Annotated in this window: 15 protein-coding genes; 5 read left to right on the forward strand and 10 right to left on the reverse strand. The window is 70.6% G+C overall.

Annotated features, from left to right (window positions below):
- Positions 1-31: 31 nt before the first annotated feature.
- The 9 genes from ACY34M_RS11015 to ACY34M_RS11055 form a co-directional block, all read right to left on the reverse strand.
- Entirely contained in the window at positions 32-1,444 is a 1,413-nt protein-coding gene (locus ACY34M_RS11015) for a nucleobase:cation symporter-2 family protein (RefSeq protein ID WP_462719433.1), read from the reverse strand.
- 87 nt (positions 1,445-1,531) lie between these two features.
- Positions 1,532-2,467, reverse strand: coding sequence for a factor-independent urate hydroxylase (gene pucL / locus ACY34M_RS11020; RefSeq protein ID WP_462719434.1), 936 nt, complete (start codon positions 2,465-2,467; stop codon positions 1,532-1,534).
- Between the two features lie 5 nt (positions 2,468-2,472).
- Positions 2,473-2,880: a hydroxyisourate hydrolase gene (gene uraH / locus ACY34M_RS11025; protein ID WP_462719435.1), complete on the reverse strand. Its 408-nt coding sequence runs from the start codon at positions 2,878-2,880 to the stop codon at positions 2,473-2,475.
- Between the two features lie 18 nt (positions 2,881-2,898).
- Complete coding sequence (gene uraD / locus ACY34M_RS11030) at positions 2,899-3,405, reverse strand: 2-oxo-4-hydroxy-4-carboxy-5-ureidoimidazoline decarboxylase (RefSeq protein ID WP_462719436.1); 507 nt, start codon at positions 3,403-3,405, stop codon at positions 2,899-2,901.
- Between the two features lie 160 nt (positions 3,406-3,565).
- Complete coding sequence (locus tag ACY34M_RS11035; protein WP_462719474.1) at positions 3,566-3,877, reverse strand: helix-turn-helix domain-containing protein; 312 nt, start codon at positions 3,875-3,877, stop codon at positions 3,566-3,568.
- A gap of 50 nt (positions 3,878-3,927) precedes the next feature.
- Positions 3,928-4,194 carry a hypothetical protein gene (locus ACY34M_RS11040; RefSeq protein WP_425828061.1) on the reverse strand — a complete coding sequence of 89 codons (267 nt, stop codon included), beginning with the start codon at positions 4,192-4,194 and terminating at the stop codon, positions 3,928-3,930.
- 49 nt (positions 4,195-4,243) lie between these two features.
- Positions 4,244-5,866, reverse strand: a complete 1,623-nt coding sequence (locus ACY34M_RS11045) for an ABC transporter substrate-binding protein (RefSeq protein ID WP_462719437.1) — start codon at positions 5,864-5,866, stop codon at positions 4,244-4,246.
- Positions 5,863-8,124: a hypothetical protein gene (locus tag ACY34M_RS11050; protein ID WP_462719438.1), complete on the reverse strand. Its 2,262-nt coding sequence runs from the start codon at positions 8,122-8,124 to the stop codon at positions 5,863-5,865. The genes ACY34M_RS11045 and ACY34M_RS11050 overlap by 4 nt, the downstream gene beginning before the upstream one ends.
- Positions 8,121-8,903: a hypothetical protein gene (locus ACY34M_RS11055; RefSeq protein ID WP_462719439.1), complete on the reverse strand. Its 783-nt coding sequence runs from the start codon at positions 8,901-8,903 to the stop codon at positions 8,121-8,123. The genes ACY34M_RS11050 and ACY34M_RS11055 overlap by 4 nt, the downstream gene beginning before the upstream one ends.
- A gap of 268 nt (positions 8,904-9,171) precedes the next feature.
- Between ACY34M_RS11055 and ACY34M_RS11060 the strand changes: the two genes are divergently transcribed.
- From ACY34M_RS11060 to ACY34M_RS11070, 3 genes are all read left to right on the forward strand, one after another.
- Positions 9,172-10,008, forward strand: a complete 837-nt coding sequence (locus ACY34M_RS11060; RefSeq protein ID WP_462719440.1) for a TIM barrel protein — start codon at positions 9,172-9,174, stop codon at positions 10,006-10,008.
- A gap of 53 nt (positions 10,009-10,061) precedes the next feature.
- Positions 10,062-10,958, forward strand: coding sequence for a 2-hydroxy-3-oxopropionate reductase (locus ACY34M_RS11065; protein WP_462719441.1), 897 nt, complete (start codon positions 10,062-10,064; stop codon positions 10,956-10,958).
- Positions 10,959-11,169: 211 nt separating this feature from the next.
- On the forward strand, positions 11,170-12,627 hold the full coding sequence (locus ACY34M_RS11070) for a catalase (protein ID WP_462719442.1): 1,458 nt from the start codon (positions 11,170-11,172) through the stop codon (positions 12,625-12,627).
- 414 nt (positions 12,628-13,041) lie between these two features.
- Here ACY34M_RS11070 and ACY34M_RS11075 read toward each other — a convergent pair whose 3' ends face one another.
- Positions 13,042-13,695, reverse strand: coding sequence for a TetR/AcrR family transcriptional regulator (locus tag ACY34M_RS11075; RefSeq protein ID WP_462719443.1), 654 nt, complete (start codon positions 13,693-13,695; stop codon positions 13,042-13,044).
- A 128-nt stretch (positions 13,696-13,823) separates the two neighbouring features.
- Here ACY34M_RS11075 and ACY34M_RS11080 point away from each other — a divergent pair, with 128 nt between their 5' ends.
- A complete protein-coding gene (locus tag ACY34M_RS11080; protein ID WP_462719444.1) occupies positions 13,824-14,669 on the forward strand; it encodes a patatin-like phospholipase family protein in 846 nt (281 codons plus the stop codon).
- Between the two features lie 32 nt (positions 14,670-14,701).
- Positions 14,702-15,889, forward strand: a complete 1,188-nt coding sequence (locus ACY34M_RS11085) for a cytochrome P450 family protein (RefSeq protein ID WP_462719445.1) — start codon at positions 14,702-14,704, stop codon at positions 15,887-15,889.
- Positions 15,890-16,009 lie beyond the last annotated feature (120 nt).

Raw genomic sequence — 16,009 nt, forward strand, 5'->3', positions numbered from 1 at the left:
AGTCGGTGTGACGTGTGGGCACGGCAGGACCCTAGGAAGATTTGAGTGCCGTGGCTGCGCGCGCGCCGCCACGGGTGCCGAGATGGTGGAAGAAAAGGTTCAGCGAGACGGCGACGAGCGCGCCTGCGCTGATGCCCGAGCCGAGCACGGTCTGCGCCCAGGCCGGGAAGTCGGCGTAGAAGGTGGGCGCGGCGAGCGGGATGATGCCCGCACCGAGCGAGACAGCCACCAGGATGATGTTGGAGCTGTCGTCGAGGCCCGCCTCGGAGAGCGTACGGATCCCGCTGACGGCGATCGAGCCGAACAGCACGATGCCCGCGCCGCCCAGGACCGGCATGGGGACCAGCGAGACGACCGCGCCGAGCATCGGGAAGATGCCGAGAATCAGCAGGGTGCCGCCCGCGACGGCGACGACGTAGCGGCTGCGTACCTTCGTCAGGGACACCACGCCGACGTTCTGGGCGAAGGCGGAGGTAGGGAAGCCGCCGAAGATCGGTCCGACGAAGGTGGCGATGCCGTCGGTGCGCAGTCCGCGGGTGATGGTCCTCCCGTCGCAGTCGCGCTCGCAGATCTCGCCGATGGCGAGCATGCCGGCGCTGGACTCGGTCATCAGGACGAGCATGACGAGGCAGAGCGAGATGATCGCGGCGGGCTGGAACTCGGGCGCGCCGAAGGCGAACGGCGTGGGGAGCGCGGCCACGGGAGCCGACCCGATGGCGCTGAAGTCCGCCATGCCGAACGGGATCGCGGCGAGCGTGCCGATCAACAGGCCCGCGAGCAGGGCGACTTGCTTGACGAAGCCCTTGCCGAAGCGCTGGATCAGCAGGATGACGACGAGCGTGAACGCGGCGAGGGCGAGGTAGCGCATGTCGCCGTAGTCGGCGGCGGTCTTGTCGCCGCCCTGGGCCCAGCCGACGGGCACCGGCATGAGCGTCACACCGATGAGGGTGATGACGACGCCGGTGACGAGCGGCGGGAAGAACCTCAGCAGCCGGCCGAAGAACGGGCCGATGGCCAGGCAGAAGACACCGGCGACCATGACCGCCCCGTAGATCGCGGGGAGTTGATCGCCTTTGGCGTTGTTCTCGGCGATGGCGAGCATCGGCGCGATGCCCGCGGAGGACGCGGCGTTGACGAAGGGCAGCCGGTTGCCGACGAAGCCCTTGACGCCGAGCGTCTGGAGCAGGGTGGCCACGCCCGCGATGAGCAGCGAGGCGGCGATCAGCCGGGTCTGGCCCGCGGTGTCGAGGCCGACGGCCTGGCCGATGATGAGCGGCGGGGTGACGACGCCGGCGTACATGGCGGCGATGTGCTGGAGTGCGGCGGGGACGAGCCGCGACGGGTGGAGCTTTTCATCCACGGGATGCACCTGCGAGGCGGCGCTCTCCGATGGGGTGGAACACGGGCCCTCGGCTTCAGCCGGCCCCTTTGCTGGCACTGCCATTGCTTTATGTTCCCTCCGGGTGCAGGCGCGCCCCCGCCAACTGCGGGTGGGAAGGGGCGCGCTGCCGCGTCAACTACGCCTGGAGCGTCAGAGGTTGGTCATGTCGACCGGGATGCGCTGGTCGGCGCCGTCCCGCAGGATGGTGGCCTCGATCAGGCCGTAGGGGCGGTCGGCGGCCCAGTACACGGCACCGTCCTTCGCCTCGTTCTCCAGGCCGAAGGCCGACAGGTCCTGCCGGAAGTGGTGCTTGTTCGGCGCGGAGAAGCGGATCTCGTCGATCTCGCTGCGGTTGTTGATGACGCGCGAACCCATCTGGAAGAGGGTCTGCTGCAGCGACAGCGAGTACGTCTCGACGAAGGCCTGGAGGATGTGCTTCTTCGACTGCTCGTACGACTTGTTCCAGTTGGGCGTGCGCTCGTCGTTCTCGCCCGTCCAGCTGTGCCGCCACCAGGTGGAGAGCGACGTCGCGAGGATGCGGTCGTAGTCCTCCTTGAGCGTCGTGTACTTGTCCTTGATGTAGCCCCAGAACTCGGAGTTCGTGGTGTTCATCACGGTCAAGTCCTTGAGCCCGCTGAGGACTTCGAACTTCTCGCCGTCATAGGTGACCTGCACCAGGCGCGTCTCCTGGCCCTTGCGGACGAAGGAGTGCTTGACCTCGTCGGCACCGATGAACTTGGAGCCCGCGTCGGAGCCGGCGATGCGCTCCCACGAGTACTCCTCGATGCGGATGCGCGCCCGGTGGATCGACGGCTGGCTCTCGACGAAGTGCCGGGCCAGCTCGATGCCGTAACTCTCCGCGGACTCGATGCCGTGTTCCTTGGCGAACGCGAAGCAGGTGTTCTTCGTCGTGTCCGTCGGCAGGCAGTTGGCGTTCGAGCCGGTGAGGTGGACGTCGTCGAGGTCACCGCTGAGGGCGACCGAGACGTTCAGATCCTTGATGTGGTGGGTGTCGCCGTCCCGCGTGATCTTTACGACTCGGTTCTCGGCCTTGCCGTACTGGTTGTGTCCCAGGATCGTGGGCATGTCTGCTAGCTCCCTCGGTAAACGGAGTAGCCGAACGGGTTGAGCAGCAGCGGCACGTGGTAGTGCTCACCCGGCGTGACGGCGAACGTGATCGCCACCTCCGGGAAGAACGCTCCGGTCGTGTCGCTGTCCCGATTCGCGGGGGCGTCCTGCTGCGCATCGGCTTGATTCTTGTGCGACTCCGAGAAATAGGACTCGGTCTCGAAGTCGAGACGTACGTGGGTGGTGCCTTCCGGCAGCGCCGGCAGGTCCTTGCAGCGCCCGTCCGCGTCGGTGGCCGAACCGCCGAGCGCCTGCCACTGCGCGCCCGAACCGGCGCGCGCCGCAAGGGAGATGGCGACGCCCTCGGCGGGGCGTCCGATGCTGGTGTCCAAGATGTGCGTGGACACCGATGCCGTGGTCTCGGTGCTCATCAGGCGTCTTTCCTGTTCTTAAGGTGCTTCGACGATGCGGGTCAGGCGGATCCGGTTGATCTTGCCGAGTTCGGTGCGGACGATCTCCCGCTCCTGCTCGGCCGTGTGACCGATCCGCGTCCTGAGCGCATCGAGCATCTGCTCCCCGGTGGCGCCGGTGGCGCAGATGAGGAAGACATGGCCGAACTTGTCCTGGTAGGCCAGGTTGAGCTCGAGCATCTCCTTCTTGAGTTCCTCGGAGGCGCCCGCCATGCCGCGCTGCTCACGCGAGGACGTCGGGTCGCCGGGCTTCGGGCGGCCGATCGGCGGGTGCCCCGCCATCGCCTCGGCGAGGTCGTCCGCGGTCAGCTCGGCCATCGCGGCGTCACTGGCGGTGAAGAGAGTCTCTGCGGAAGCGAAGGGGCGCTGGGCGAGAATCTTGCTCCCCCACGCCGATGAAGCACACACCTCGTGGAGCTCGGCCTGCGCCGTGCTCTCGTCCGAGGCGTTGAACCGGGAAAGACCCGGCGTCGAACCTGAAGTCACGGGGTGCCTCCGTGGCCTTGTGCTGGACGGGCTGCAGATAGCTAACGCCCCCGGAAACACCACGTCAACACTTTGTTGAAAACTCGGAGTGACAAAAAACCGCCGTCCGAATATCGGACGGCGGTGCGGAGGCGTGCGTCTGGCTCGGTATCGTCCCAGGTCAGGAGGTCTTGTCCCGGTTGAGATAGTTGTAGACGGTGAAGCGCGAAACACCCAGCGCGCCGGCCACGGTCTCCACACCGTGGCGCACGGAGAACGCTCCGCGCGCCTCCAGGAGCCGTACGACCTCCTGCTTCTGCCGGCGGTCGAGAGCGGACAGCGGCATCCCCTTGGTGCGCTCCAGGGCCGCCAGAATGTGGTCGAGCGAGTCCGCCAGCTGGGGCAGGCGCACGGCCACGACATCGGCCCCCTGCCACGCCAGCACGACGTCGTCGGGGCCCGCGCCGTCCGGCGGCATCAGCTCCCCACCCATCGCGTCCACCAGCGGCTTGACCGCCGTGATGAAGGCGTCCCCGGTGTCGTTCACGCGTCGTCACCCTTCCCCTTGGGGTCCCCCACCACGTTGACCTGCAGCGAGATGCGCGTCGCCCCGCTTTCGAGGCTGCTGCGCAGCAGGGCGTCGACCGCCGTCAGCACCTCGTCGGCGCCACCCTCCGCCGTGTTGCCGAACGGCCCCACGTCCACCTCGTCGAGATCGGCCGCCTCGATGACCCGGCGGGCGGCGAGCGCGTGCTCGGGCGCTTCCTCCAGGTCGAAGGGCTCCGTCGTGAACTCCACTCTCAATCGCACGCGTTCAACCTAACGTGCGCCGGGCGGTTACCGGGAGCCACCGTCGGGATCAGGGTGCGGGGCACTTGCTGTGCGGGTTCTCGTAGGTCCGGTAGAGCGGCACTCTGCTCCCGTCGCCCTCGGGGAACGTCACGATGGGTACCGGTTTGCACACGGGCCACTGACCGACCCCGGTCCCGGCGTCGCCCTCGTCGGCGTCGACGAACGTGAAGTCCCCGCTCGCCGCCTGCACGCATTGTGCGCAGTCGTTCTGCGGGCTGCCCTTGCGCAGCTGGTCCTGGACGTCGTCGTTGGTCACCTCTTGGTCGCCGCTCGCGCCGGCCTGCTTGACGGCGTTGCTCACCGCCGCGAGGGCGTCGTGGTACATCACGGCGTACCCGTCGTTGAGGGCTCGTTTCCCTTGGCCTGCGAAGGAGCGCTCGTACGCGCTCGCGAACCGTCCGAAGTGCCGGGGCGTCTGCCCCTCGCCACGCTCCCAGCGGGGCGCGTCCACGGCGGCCGCCGTCACGATCCGGATGTGCAGCCGACGGGTCGTCTCGCGGATGGTGCGGGTCTCGGTGACCGGGTCACGGGCCGTGCTGACGCGCAGGATGCGCAGCGGGTCGTCGGGCCGGTACCGGCAGGAGCCCGTCTCGTCGACGGCCTCCACGAAGGGCTGCAGGTCGGCGTCGCGGCCGGCCAGGAACACCGTCCTGGTGCCGGCCCCGCACATCGCCTCCACCGACTTCTTGAAGTCCTGTGTGTCGCCCCGCGCCGGCCCCTTTCTGCCCTGGTACATCTCGACCGTCCGCCGCACCGGGTCGTCGGTGATGCCGTACTCGGCGCCGAACTTCTTCCGGAGGACTTCGCGCAGGTCGGAGACGTACTTGTCGTCCCGGTCGTCCGCGATCATGAACGTCTTCCTGCGGTTGACGTCACTGCTTTTCGCGTACTCCTTCAGGGCGTCGACCAGTTGGGCGTTGGAGGGCGACACCTTGAACAGGTACGGGTTCTCCATGTCGGTGGCGCTCAGCGCGGCGCTGACGGCCGGAACCCTGGCCTTCTCCAGGCTCCGCACAGAGGCCAGGGTCCTGCTGTCGCTGTTGGGGAAGCCGATGGTGGCGACGAGGGGAGCGTCCCTGTCGTCGGTCCGGGCGCTCAGTTCCCTGGTCACGTCCGGCCAGTGGCCGAGGTACTCGCCCACGTTGGCGAAGAGGAGCTGGACCGCGCTGCCTCTGGTCGTCGAACCGTGGTTGTGCTCGTACTGCGCGACGTACGCGCCCTGCAGCGCGTGCAGGATCAGCTCCTTGGACATCGCCGCGCCCCGCGTCTTCTCGGTGTACGGCATGACGACGCCCACGCTCACCACCTGCCGTTGCGGCGCGCCCGCCCGCGCCCGCCCGTTCTCGCGCGCGATGCGGTCCAGGACGCCCTTCAGCTCCGGCTCGAACTCGTACGGCCGCGCGGTGACGCCGACGCACTCCCCGGCGTCCCCCGCCCGCCGCAGGTCGTGGTCCGCGGAGCAGTAGTTCCGGTTGTCCAGATACGTCCCGACGCCCCACCACGCCCCGCCCCCGACCAGCGCCGCGACGACCACCCACAGGGCGATCACGTCGATCAGGCCGAAGACGCGGAACCGGAGCCTTCGCGGCAGCCAGGACCAGTTCCTGCGGTCCGTCCGCCGGCCCCTCATGCCACCCCTCCCCAGCTGCGCTCCAGCGGCCAGTCCTCGCCGTCCCGCACGGCCCGCGGCCAGCGCACCGCGGCCTGCGCGAGGACGGCGCGCCCGGTCAGGTGCTGGGCGGACAGGAACGACAGGTCCTGACCGATCCGCGCGGTGAGCACCCGGTCCGCCTCCGCGAGCTCGTCGGCCGCGTACCAGAGGGCGTGCAGCAGCCGGTGGATCGCCTGTTTCTCCAGTCCCACCTCGGGGTCCGCCCGGAGCTGCACGTGGTCCCTGCGCCCCTTGCCGATCTCCTGGCACTGCTCGAACCAGAGGTCGCCGGGGGGCCGCGGCGCGTGCGCCACGGTCCGCAGCGTGCGCAGCCACTCCAGCGCGTCGCCGTCGGACCGTACGAACTCCGCGTGCAGCCGGTCGACGACCTCCCGGGCCCCTCCCCCGGCGAGCCGGTGCCACAGGAAGCGGGCCCACTCGTCGCGCCCGGCCCGCCCCGTGCGGCCCTCGGCCCGGCGCCCGTGGTGCTGCGCGAGCAGCCCGTGCGCGTCGCCCCAGCCGACGCCGCCCGCGCCACGTCCGCTGCGCATCTGGTGGACGAGCAGGGCGCGCAGGAAACGGTCCGTGATGAACGGCCGGCTGCCGGGGCCGCGCGACCAGCGCTCCCGCTCCAGCTGGGCGGCGACGCCGTCGGCCGCGGCCAGGTCGTCGATCCGCCGCGGCACCCACCGGTCGGCCAGCTGTTCGGCCGCCTCCCGGTCCCGGGCCAGCGAGAACAGGCACAGCTCGTCGTGGTTCTCGCTGCCGACGAGGGTGTCGAGCAGCCCCCAGACGACCGACTCACCGGCGCCGCCGGGCCGGTCCAGGTCGAGCAGTTCCTCGGCGGCCACCCACTCCTCGCCGCGCGCCTTGTGCACGACCGCGTCGCACAGTCTACGGGCCCCCATGGGGTGGCCGCGGGTGAGGTCGTGCAGCGCCGCCGCGATGTACGGGTCGAAGGTGACCCGCTCGTCGCTGCGCAGCATGCGTTCCAGGTGCTCCGTGTCGAGCGGCGGCAGCGGCAGGAGCAGCACCCCTTCGGACGGCTCCTCGCTGTCGCGGCTCCACCGGGTGCGCGCGCCGACCTCCTGCAGGGGCTGGCGGGTGGCCCGCGGGTACGGGGCGGTCTCCTGCTCCTCCTCCGGTGTCGCGTCGTTGTCGATGGCGGCGCCGGCGTCGCCGCGCAGTTCGGTGGCGAGGACGACGAGCGGGTCGCGGGCGCCGCGCTCCTGAAGTGCGCGCTGTTCCAGGAGGAGTTCGAGGAAGTCGCGGCCGGTGTCGGTGTGGACGTTGTCGAGCAGGATCAGGGGCCTGGGGGCCCGGTTCCCGCGCCGCAGCCTTCCGTAGCGCACGTCCCTGAGGAAGGCGGCCATCAGCATGCGTTCGACGCCGCGCCGAAAGCCCCGGCCCTGGTGGAACTCCTGGCAGAGCCGGGCCACGGCCTTCGCGCGCTGGGCGGCGGGTACGCGGGGCGGCTCGGTGGCGGCGTCGGGCGGCATTCCGCGCAGCCGGTTGTCGCTCTCGCTGCGGTGGTTCTCGTACCAGCTGACGAGGCCGCGGGGGCCGAGCCTGCGGGTGCGGCGGCGGTACTGCCTGGCGAGGTACGTGCGCACGGCCGCCTCGGGGAACTCGGCCGGATCGGGCGAGCCGCCGCCCTGCGGCACGGACAGCGCGGGGCGGAACAGCGCGTCCCAGGTGGGCGGGGGATCGCCGGTCGGCCAGGGGCCCATCAGGGCGGCGGCGTGCCGGTCGGCGACGTCGAGTTCGTCGTCGATGCCGGGGCGCCGGGCCGAGATCACGGCGAGCAGTCCCGCGGTGGTCCTGGGGAAGCGCAGGCGTCCGAACCCGGCGACGGGGAGCGAGAGCTGGCGGACCAGTTCGACCAGCATCTCGACCACGTACGAGTTGTTGGCGATCTCGGGGCCGACCCTGGCCCGTTCCTCCAGCTCCGTGCAGTTGATGCGGGCGAAGGGCACGCGCGGTCCCGGCCAGGGGCCGGTGTCCGGGGCGTAGGCGCGCTGGAGGTCGTTGAGCATGGCGCTCTTGCCGGTGCCGTGCCGGCCGCTGAGCAGGACGACGGGCAGGTCCTCGGTGAACTCCCGGTGGCGGCACCTGCGATGGCTGTCGCGTTCCAGACCGATGAGGCGCGGCACCAGCCGGCTCAGGAGCGGCTGGCGCGCGTACACCTCCGGTATCTGGTCCTCGGCCCCGGTCGTCACGCCCCCGTGATCGGTCATGGCAGCCTCAGGGTCTGTCGCACGAAGTCGGCCAGGAATCCGACCACCACCTCCTTGCCCACCGATGCGCTCTCGCTCTGCAGCACGCCGGGGACCCGTTCCATGAAGCGCCGCACCAGGCCCTCGTCGGGGCGGCCGCCGCGGTCGATGGTGTCGGTCAGCTCGTCCGCGAGCGCGCGCACCTGCCGCAGCTCACTGTCGGTCTCGGACGGTTCGGGCAGGGAGCTCTGGACGAGCTGGGCCAGCTGCTCGTACGAGATCACCACGCCCTCGCCCTGCTCCGCCGGGCCGACGTGGACGGGCGCGGGCAGTTCCAGGTGGTTCCTGGCGTACTCCAGGTCCTCCAGGAGGAGTTGGCGGCCGCAGTAGAAGGCCTCGCTGGCCCACAGGAACTCCTCGGGGTTGGACTCCTCGCCGCTGCGGTGCTGCCCGGCCCGGTCCCAGTACGCGAACAGGGCCGCCTTCGCGTAGCGGCGCCTGGCCTCCCGGTCGGCGTAGGCCTCGTCCCAGACGGCGGCCTCGGCGAGTCCCGCGGCGGTGGGGCTGACGAGCGGCGGGTCGGCGCCCGAGTCGTTGTGCTCGGCGAGCCAGCCGAGCGCACCCAGGCGCTCCACGACATCGGCGACCAGATCCACGCTGCACCGCTCGTGCACGGCGAAATCGGCGCTGGCCACCCGGCTCGCCCCGCCCGCACCGGTCTGTTCGACGAGCCAGCGCAAGAACCGCGCCGACGCGGCCCCCGTCTCGTCGTAGACCGGCGAGAGTCCGTTCGTCGGCACTGACCGGGATCCGCCCATCTCCCCCAACTCCCGTGACCGGCAACGGGCGTTCACCTTCCCCGAAGACCAAGGTCACACACGCGCCGTCCAGCGGTTTCTCGAGACCCGAACAGAAACCTGGGCGCGGCGAATTTCGACGTCCCCTCTTGACAGCCACGAGCCCCTCCAGGCAACCTTCCATCAAGCAGAAACGAACTTCCGCAATACGGAATCACCGGAAACACGCCACCGGATGCGGAACATCGACCAGAAGGGAGCGCCGACCCCCATGGGATTCGCGGACCAGCGCTTCAACGTCAACCTGTCGATCCTCTTCACGGAGCTCCCGCTCCTGGAGCGCCCCGCGGCCGCCGCCGCGGCGGGCTTCACCGCGGTCGAGCTGTGGTGGCCCTGGGTCGACGCCCCCACCCCCGAGCAGTCCGAGCTCGACGCGCTGCGCGCCGCGATCAAGGACGCGGGGGTCCAGCTCACCGGCCTGAACTTCTACGCGGGCCAGCTGCCGGGCCCGGACCGGGGCGCCCTGTCGATCCCCGGCGAGGAGAGCGAGAAGTTCCGCGCGAACATCGACGTCGCGGCCGACTTCGCCCAGTCCCTCGGCTGCACGGCGCTCAACGCGCTGTACGGCAACCGCGTCGACGGCGCCTCCGAGCAGGAGCAGGACGAGCTCGCCCTGGAGAACCTGAAGCTGGCGGCCCGCGCGGCCGACCGCGTCGGCGCCGTGCTGCTGATCGAGGCGCTGAACGCGCCGGAGTCGCCGAAGTGCCCGATCGTGAGCGCCCCCAAGGCGATCGAGATCGTGGACAAGGTGAACGCGGCGACCGGCCTCGGCAACGCCAAGTTCCTGATGGACCTGTACCACCTGTCCATGAACGGCGAGGACCTGACGGCGATCATCAGCGCCTACACCGACAAGACGGCGCACGTGCAGATCGCCGACAACCCGGGCCGCGGCGCCCCCGGCACCGGTTCGCTGCCGCTGGAGGAGCTGCTCGACCAGCTGAAGAAGGCCGGTTACGAGGGCTACGTGGGCCTGGAGTACAAGCCGGGCGACGCCCCGAGCGCCGAGGCCTTCGAGTGGCTGCCGCGCGAGCACCGCGCCGCCTGATTCTTCGGCTGACGCCAACTCATCTACGTATCAAGGCATTTGGAGCAACCCTCATGAGCAACAACCTCCCCAAGGTCGCGTGGATCGGTCTCGGCATCATGGGCTCCCCCATGTCGGAGAACCTGATCAAGGCCGGCTACGACGTCACGGGCTTCACCCTGGAGCAGGACAAGCTGGACCGCCTCACGGCCGCCGGCGGCACCGCCGTGAAGTCGATCGCCGAGGCCGTCAAGGACGCCGACGTCGTCGTGACGATGGTGCCGGCCTCCCCGCAGGTCGAGGCCATCGCCTACGGCCCCGACGGCATCCTCGAGAACGCGAAGTCGGGCGCCCTGCTCGTCGACATGTCGTCGATCACCCCGCAGACCTCCGTGGACCTCGCGAAGGCCGCCAAGGACAAGGGCATCCGCGTCCTCGACGCCCCCGTCTCCGGTGGCGAGGCCGGTGCGATCGAGGCCGTTCTGTCCATCATGGTCGGCGGTGAGCAGGCCGAGTTCGACGAGGCCAAGCCGCTGCTCGACGCGCTCGGCAAGACCATCGTGCTGTGCGGTCCGCACGGCTCGGGCCAGACCGTGAAGGCCGCCAACCAGCTGATCGTCGCCGTGAACATCCAGGCGTGCGCCGAGGCCGTGGTCTTCCTGGAGAAGTCCGGCGTGGACCTGAAGGCCGCGCTCGACGTCCTCAACGGCGGTCTGGCCGGCTCGACCGTCCTGACCCGCAAGAAGGACAACTTCCTCAACCGCGACTTCAAGCCGGGCTTCCGCATCGACCTGCACCACAAGGACATGGGCATCGTCACCGACGCCGCCCGCAATGTCGGTGCCGCGCTGCCCGTCGGCGCCACGGTCGCCCAGCTGGTCGCCTCGCTGCGCGCCCAGGGCGACGGCGGCCTCGACCACTCGGCGCTGCTGCGCGCGGTCGAGCGTCTCTCCGGCGACCAGCCCAAGTAAGGCACCGACCCCCAGTCTTCCGGGCCGTGGCGGCGCTGACACCTGTCCTGTCGCGCCCAGGCGTCGCCGCGGCCCGGAACCCTTGATTCGCACACCCATAACTTCAACAAACTGTTGACGTAGCTGTTCAGGGGTCCTTACGCTCCACACCATCGCCCCCGTTAACCGCTCTCATCGTCAGCAGCAATTGCACGGAAGGTCGCCCGAACAAATGCCGAAGCGTGTGCTCACCACCGAGTCCGGCGCCCCTGTCGCCGACAACCAGAACTCCGCCACCGCAGGCGTCGGCGGCCCGATCCTCCTCCAGGACCAGCACCTCCTGGAGAAGCTCGCCCGCTTCAACCGCGAGCGCATCCCTGAGCGCGTGGTGCACGCCCGTGGCTCCGGCGCGTACGGCTACTTCGAGGTGACGGACGACGTCACCGACTACACGTACGCCGACTTCCTGAACACCGTCGGCAAGCGCACCGAGGTCTTCCTGCGCTTCTCGACCGTCGCCGACAACCTCGGTGGCGCGGACGCCGTCCGCGACCCGCGCGGCTTCGCGCTGAAGTTCTACACCGAAGAGGGCAATTACGACCTCGTCGGCAACAACACCCCGGTCTTCTTCATCAAGGACCCGCTGAAGTTCCCCGACTTCATCCACTCCCAAAAGCGCGACCCGTTCACGGGCAAGCAGGAGCCGGAGAACGTCTGGGACTTCTGGGCGCACGCCCCCGAGGCCACGCACCAGGTGACCTGGCTGATGGGCGACCGCGGCATCCCCGCGTCGTACCGCCACATGAACGGCTACGGTTCGCACACCTACCAGTGGACGAACGACAAGGGCGAGGCCTTCTTCGTCAAGTACCACTTCAAGACGAACCAGGGCATCCGCTCGCTCTCGTCCGACCAGGCCGCTGAGATCGCGGGCAAGGACCCGAACTCCCACCAGACGGACCTGCTCCAGGCCATCGAGCGCGGCGTCAACCCGTCCTGGACCGTGTACGTCCAGCTGATGCCGGCGGCCGAGGCGGCGGACTACCGCTTCAACCCGTTCGACCTCACCAAGGTGTGGCCGCACAAGGACTACCCGCTGCAGCGCGTCGGCCGTCTGGTCCTCGACCGCAACCCCGACAACGTCTTCGCCGAGGTCGAGCAGGCCGCCTTCTCCCCGAACAACTTCGTTCCGGGCATCGGCCCCTCCCCCGACAAGATGCTGCAGGGCCGCCTGTTCGCCTACGCGGACGCGCACCGCTACCGCCTGGGCGTCAACCACACGCAGCTCGCGGTGAACGCCCCCAAGGCGACGGACGCGAACAACTACGGCCGCGACGGCGCCATGGCCAGCAACGCCTACGACCGCGCCCGCAAGAACTACGAGCCGAACTCCTTCGACGGCCCCGTCGAGACCGGCCGCCCGCTGGCCGCGCCGCTCGCCATCCACGGCCACACGGGTACGCACGAGGCCCCGGCCCACACGAAGGACGACGACTTCTTCCAGGCGGGCGAGCTGTACCGCCTGATGTCGGAGGACGAGAAGGGACGCCTGGTCGCGAACATCGCGGGCGGTCTCTCCCAGGTCTCGCGCGACGACATCGTCGAGAAGAACCTGGCCCACTTCCACGCCGCCGACGCCGACTACGGCAAGCGCGTGGAGGAGGCGGTCCGCGCCCTGCGCGAGGACTGAGCCACCAGACTGCGTACGGGATGCCGGGAGGTCAATCCGTACGCAAGGCCCCGCGCCGTTCGCACGACCCGGATGAGGGGTGGTCACGCGAAACGGCTGCGGGCGGACGAGGACCGCGGCGGCTTGTGCAGCGTACGAGCCAGTGCGGTGGTGAAGGTTTGCCGCTCCTCTCTCGACCTGAGGGAGAGCGGGCGGGAAACCGTCGTACGACAGCCGCCGCGGTCCCAGCCAATCCCCTGACGGGGTCTCCCCGTTGGGGGTTTCTTCGGTCCCCGTCCAGATCGCCCCTCCATGGGGCGTCCCCAGTCTCCGTCCGGTGGCGCGCATGCATGTTCCGCCAGTCGCGCGCCGTCGGACGGCAACAACTTCACGGTCCGGCAGGCCCGGCGCGCACCGCGCCGGGCCTGCCGCCGTTCACAACTTCGCCAGTGTCGCGTCGAGTTGACCGGGTGTCGGAGCTGGGGACGGAAGCGTCGCCTCCGGCGACGCGGGGCGCAGGCCGTCGAGAAGCAGGGCGAGCGGTCGGCGCCAGGCGTCGGGGGCGACCGCGTCGGCCAGCGCGGGGACGGCGCGGCCGAGCGCGGCGAGCGCGAACAGGACGTCCTGCACGGTGACATCGGGCCGCACGGACCCCTGCGTCTGCCCGCGCCTCAGCAGTTCCTCCAGGGTCCGACGGTTGTGCGCATGAACGGCTTCCAGGGCCGCCACACCTTCCAGGCTCGTCGTCATCAGGTCGTTCGTACCGCGGTCCGTGGCCAGCACCGTGAAGACGACCTCCAGATATCCGGTCAGCCCCGCCCACGCGTCCGCGACCGTGCGGGCCCGCTCACCGGCGGCCATCGTGTCGCTCAACTGGTCCCGGAAGACCGCGTCGACGAGATCGGCGCGGCGCGGGAAGTGCCGGTACAGCGTCGCGTTGCCCACACCCGCGCGACGGGCGACGGCGTCGAGCGGCGCCATGAGGCCCTGCTCCCTGAACACCTCGCGCGCGGCCTCGACGAGCAGCTCGCGGTTGCGTCGCGCGTCACGCCGCCGGCGCGTCGCCGTGCCGGATGCACCGTCGGTCATCCCGTACTCCCCATGCCGTACTCCCCTCGCCGCCCTCGATATCCGGGGAGTGGTCCCCAGTAATGATGCTATCGTCCCGTCGAAACGGGGAGCACTCCCCATTTCGACGAGGTGAGCGAGGAGTGAGCATGGGAGAGCGGGCACTGGTGCTTGGCGGCGGCGGTCCCGTGGGCGGCGCCTGGCTGGTCGGCGTCCTGGCCGGTCTGACCGAGGCCGGCTTCGACCCCGCCGGAGTCGACCTGACGGCGGGCGCGTCCGCGGGAGCCGTCTTCGGCGCGCGCATGATGTCGGGCGAGTCGCCGCAGGAGCTGTACGAGCGCCAGCTCGCAGGCGCCGACCGCGTCGAACTGGCGGTCACGACCGGCCAAACGCTCCGCTTCCTGCGGGCCGCACTGGGGTCGAGAGATCCGGACCGCTCCGTGCGGCGCCTCGGCCGGGCCGCGCTCGCGTCGCGCACCGTCCCGCAGTCGACGGCCCTCGACACGGTGCACACGCTGCTGAACGGCGTACGGGACTGGCCCGAGCGCCTCCTGCGCGTCGCGGTCGTGGACGCCGCCACGGGAGAGCCGGACGCCTTCGGCCGGGAGTCGGGCGTCCCCCTGATCGAGGCGGTCGCCGCCAGTTGCGCCGTCCCCGTGGTGTGGCCGCCGATCACGGTGGCCGGCCGGCGGTGGATGGACGGGGGCAGCCGCTCGACCGCTCCGCTGGAACTGGCCCGCGGCCACCGGCGCGTCCTCGCCGTGGTGCCCCTCCCGTCCGCCGTCGGACCGCACCCGCACGCCCGCGGCCAGGCGGCCGCGCTGACGGCGGCCGGAAGCGACGTCACCCTCATCACCCCCGACGCGGCGGCGCGGCGCGCCATGGGCCGGAACATGACCGCGGACCACCGCAGGGCGGGCGCCGCGCGTGCCGGTCACGCCCAGGCCGGGGCCCTCGCCGCGAGCGGCGCGATCGACGACCTCCTGCACGGATGACCGCCACGCCACCGAACCGAGGGAGCCAACTCATGTCAGCAGCACCCACGTTGGAAGAATTGGCGCCCGCCGGTCTCGATCCGGCCCGCGATCCGCATCCCGTCTACGCGGCGCTGCGTGCACGCGGCCCGGTCCATCGTGTGCTCGTCCCCGGAAGCGGCGAGAGCTGGCTCGTCGTGACGCGGGACGCCGCGCGCGAGGCCATGACCGATCCCCGGTTGCGCAACGACATCCGCCACTCGGCGACCTGGCGGACCGACGGCGGCCACGCCATCGGCCGCAACATGCTGCAGAGCGACCCGCCGCACCACACACGGCTGCGCAGACTGGTCGCCGGGCACTTCACGCCCGGGCGGATCACCGCGCTGCGCCCGCGCGTCGAAGCCCTCGCCGATGCCCTCCTGGACGACCTGCCCGAGCGGGGCACCGTGGATGCGGTCGCCGCGTTCGCGCTGCCCCTGCCGATCGCCGTGATCTGCGAACTTCTCGGCATACACGAGGACGGGCGCGAACTCTTCCAGGCGTGGTCGCGGGAGCTGGTGATGCCCACCTCCGAGGAGGCGGCCGCCAAGGCTTCCGCACAACTGGCCGGGCTGCTCACCGACTTGACCGCCCAGAAGGCCACCGATCCCGACGACACGCTGCTCGGCGAACTGGCGGCTGCCGGGCAAAGCGGCGACCTCGTGGGCGACGAACTCCTCGGCATGGTCTTCCTGCTGCTCGTCGCCGGGCACGAGACGACCGTCAGCCTGATCTCGGCCACGCTGTACAGCCTCCTCGCGCACCCCGACCAACTGGCCCTGGTGCGCGCGAATCCCCGGCTCGCGGCCGCGGCCGTCGAGGAGACCCTGCGCTTTCACACGCCGGTCCACTCGACCGCGTTCCGCTTCGCCGCGGAGCCGTTGGACCTCGCGGGGACACCGGTCGCCGCGGGCGACGCCGTCCTGGTCAGCCTCGCCGCGGCCTCCCGCGATCCCGCGCACTATGACGACCCCGACCGCTTCGACCTGCGCCGCACCGGCCCCACCCACCTCGCGTTCGGGCACGGCCCGCACCACTGTCTGGGCGGACCTTTGGCCCGCGCCGAGGGCGAGATCGCCCTGCGGCGCCTGCTGGCACGCCGTCCCTCGCTGGCGTTCGCCACGGACCCGGCGTCGCTGACCTGGCGCTCCGGCACACTGCTGCGCGGGCTGCGGGATCTGCCGCTTCAACTGGGGTGAGGCAGCGGACGGCAGCCGGATCCCGCGCTTGAGGATCTTGCCGGTCGGCCCCTTGGGCAGCGCGTCCGGGTGCTCGTGGAGGACTTCCTGTTCCGGTCCGGCCGGAACCGACCGCACGCA

The sequence above is a fragment of the Streptomyces sp. EDA2-14 genome, assembly GCF_054963755.1.

Excerpts from the sequence above, each read along its gene's own strand:
- ACY34M_RS11065 (WP_462719441.1), top strand. The coding sequence starts at position 10,062 with ATGAGCAACAACCTCCCCAAGGTCGCGTGGATCGGTCTCGGCATCATG.
- ACY34M_RS11070 (WP_462719442.1), top strand. The coding sequence starts at position 11,170 with ATGCCGAAGCGTGTGCTCACCACCGAGTCCGGCGCCCCTGTCGCCGAC.
- ACY34M_RS11060 (WP_462719440.1), top strand. The coding sequence starts at position 9,172 with ATGGGATTCGCGGACCAGCGCTTCAACGTCAACCTGTCGATCCTCTTC.
- ACY34M_RS11075 (WP_462719443.1), bottom strand. The coding sequence starts at position 13,695 with ATGACCGACGGTGCATCCGGCACGGCGACGCGCCGGCGGCGTGACGCG.
- uraH (WP_462719435.1), bottom strand. The coding sequence starts at position 2,880 with ATGAGCACCGAGACCACGGCATCGGTGTCCACGCACATCTTGGACACC.
- ACY34M_RS11085 (WP_462719445.1), top strand. The coding sequence starts at position 14,702 with ATGTCAGCAGCACCCACGTTGGAAGAATTGGCGCCCGCCGGTCTCGAT.
- ACY34M_RS11045 (WP_462719437.1), bottom strand. The coding sequence starts at position 5,866 with ATGAGGGGCCGGCGGACGGACCGCAGGAACTGGTCCTGGCTGCCGCGA.
- ACY34M_RS11035 (WP_462719474.1), bottom strand. The coding sequence starts at position 3,877 with ATGGGTGGGGAGCTGATGCCGCCGGACGGCGCGGGCCCCGACGACGTC.
- ACY34M_RS11080 (WP_462719444.1), top strand. The coding sequence starts at position 13,824 with ATGGGAGAGCGGGCACTGGTGCTTGGCGGCGGCGGTCCCGTGGGCGGC.
- pucL (WP_462719434.1), bottom strand. The coding sequence starts at position 2,467 with ATGCCCACGATCCTGGGACACAACCAGTACGGCAAGGCCGAGAACCGA.
- ACY34M_RS11050 (WP_462719438.1), bottom strand. The coding sequence starts at position 8,124 with ATGACCGATCACGGGGGCGTGACGACCGGGGCCGAGGACCAGATACCG.
- ACY34M_RS11015 (WP_462719433.1), bottom strand. The coding sequence starts at position 1,444 with ATGGCAGTGCCAGCAAAGGGGCCGGCTGAAGCCGAGGGCCCGTGTTCC.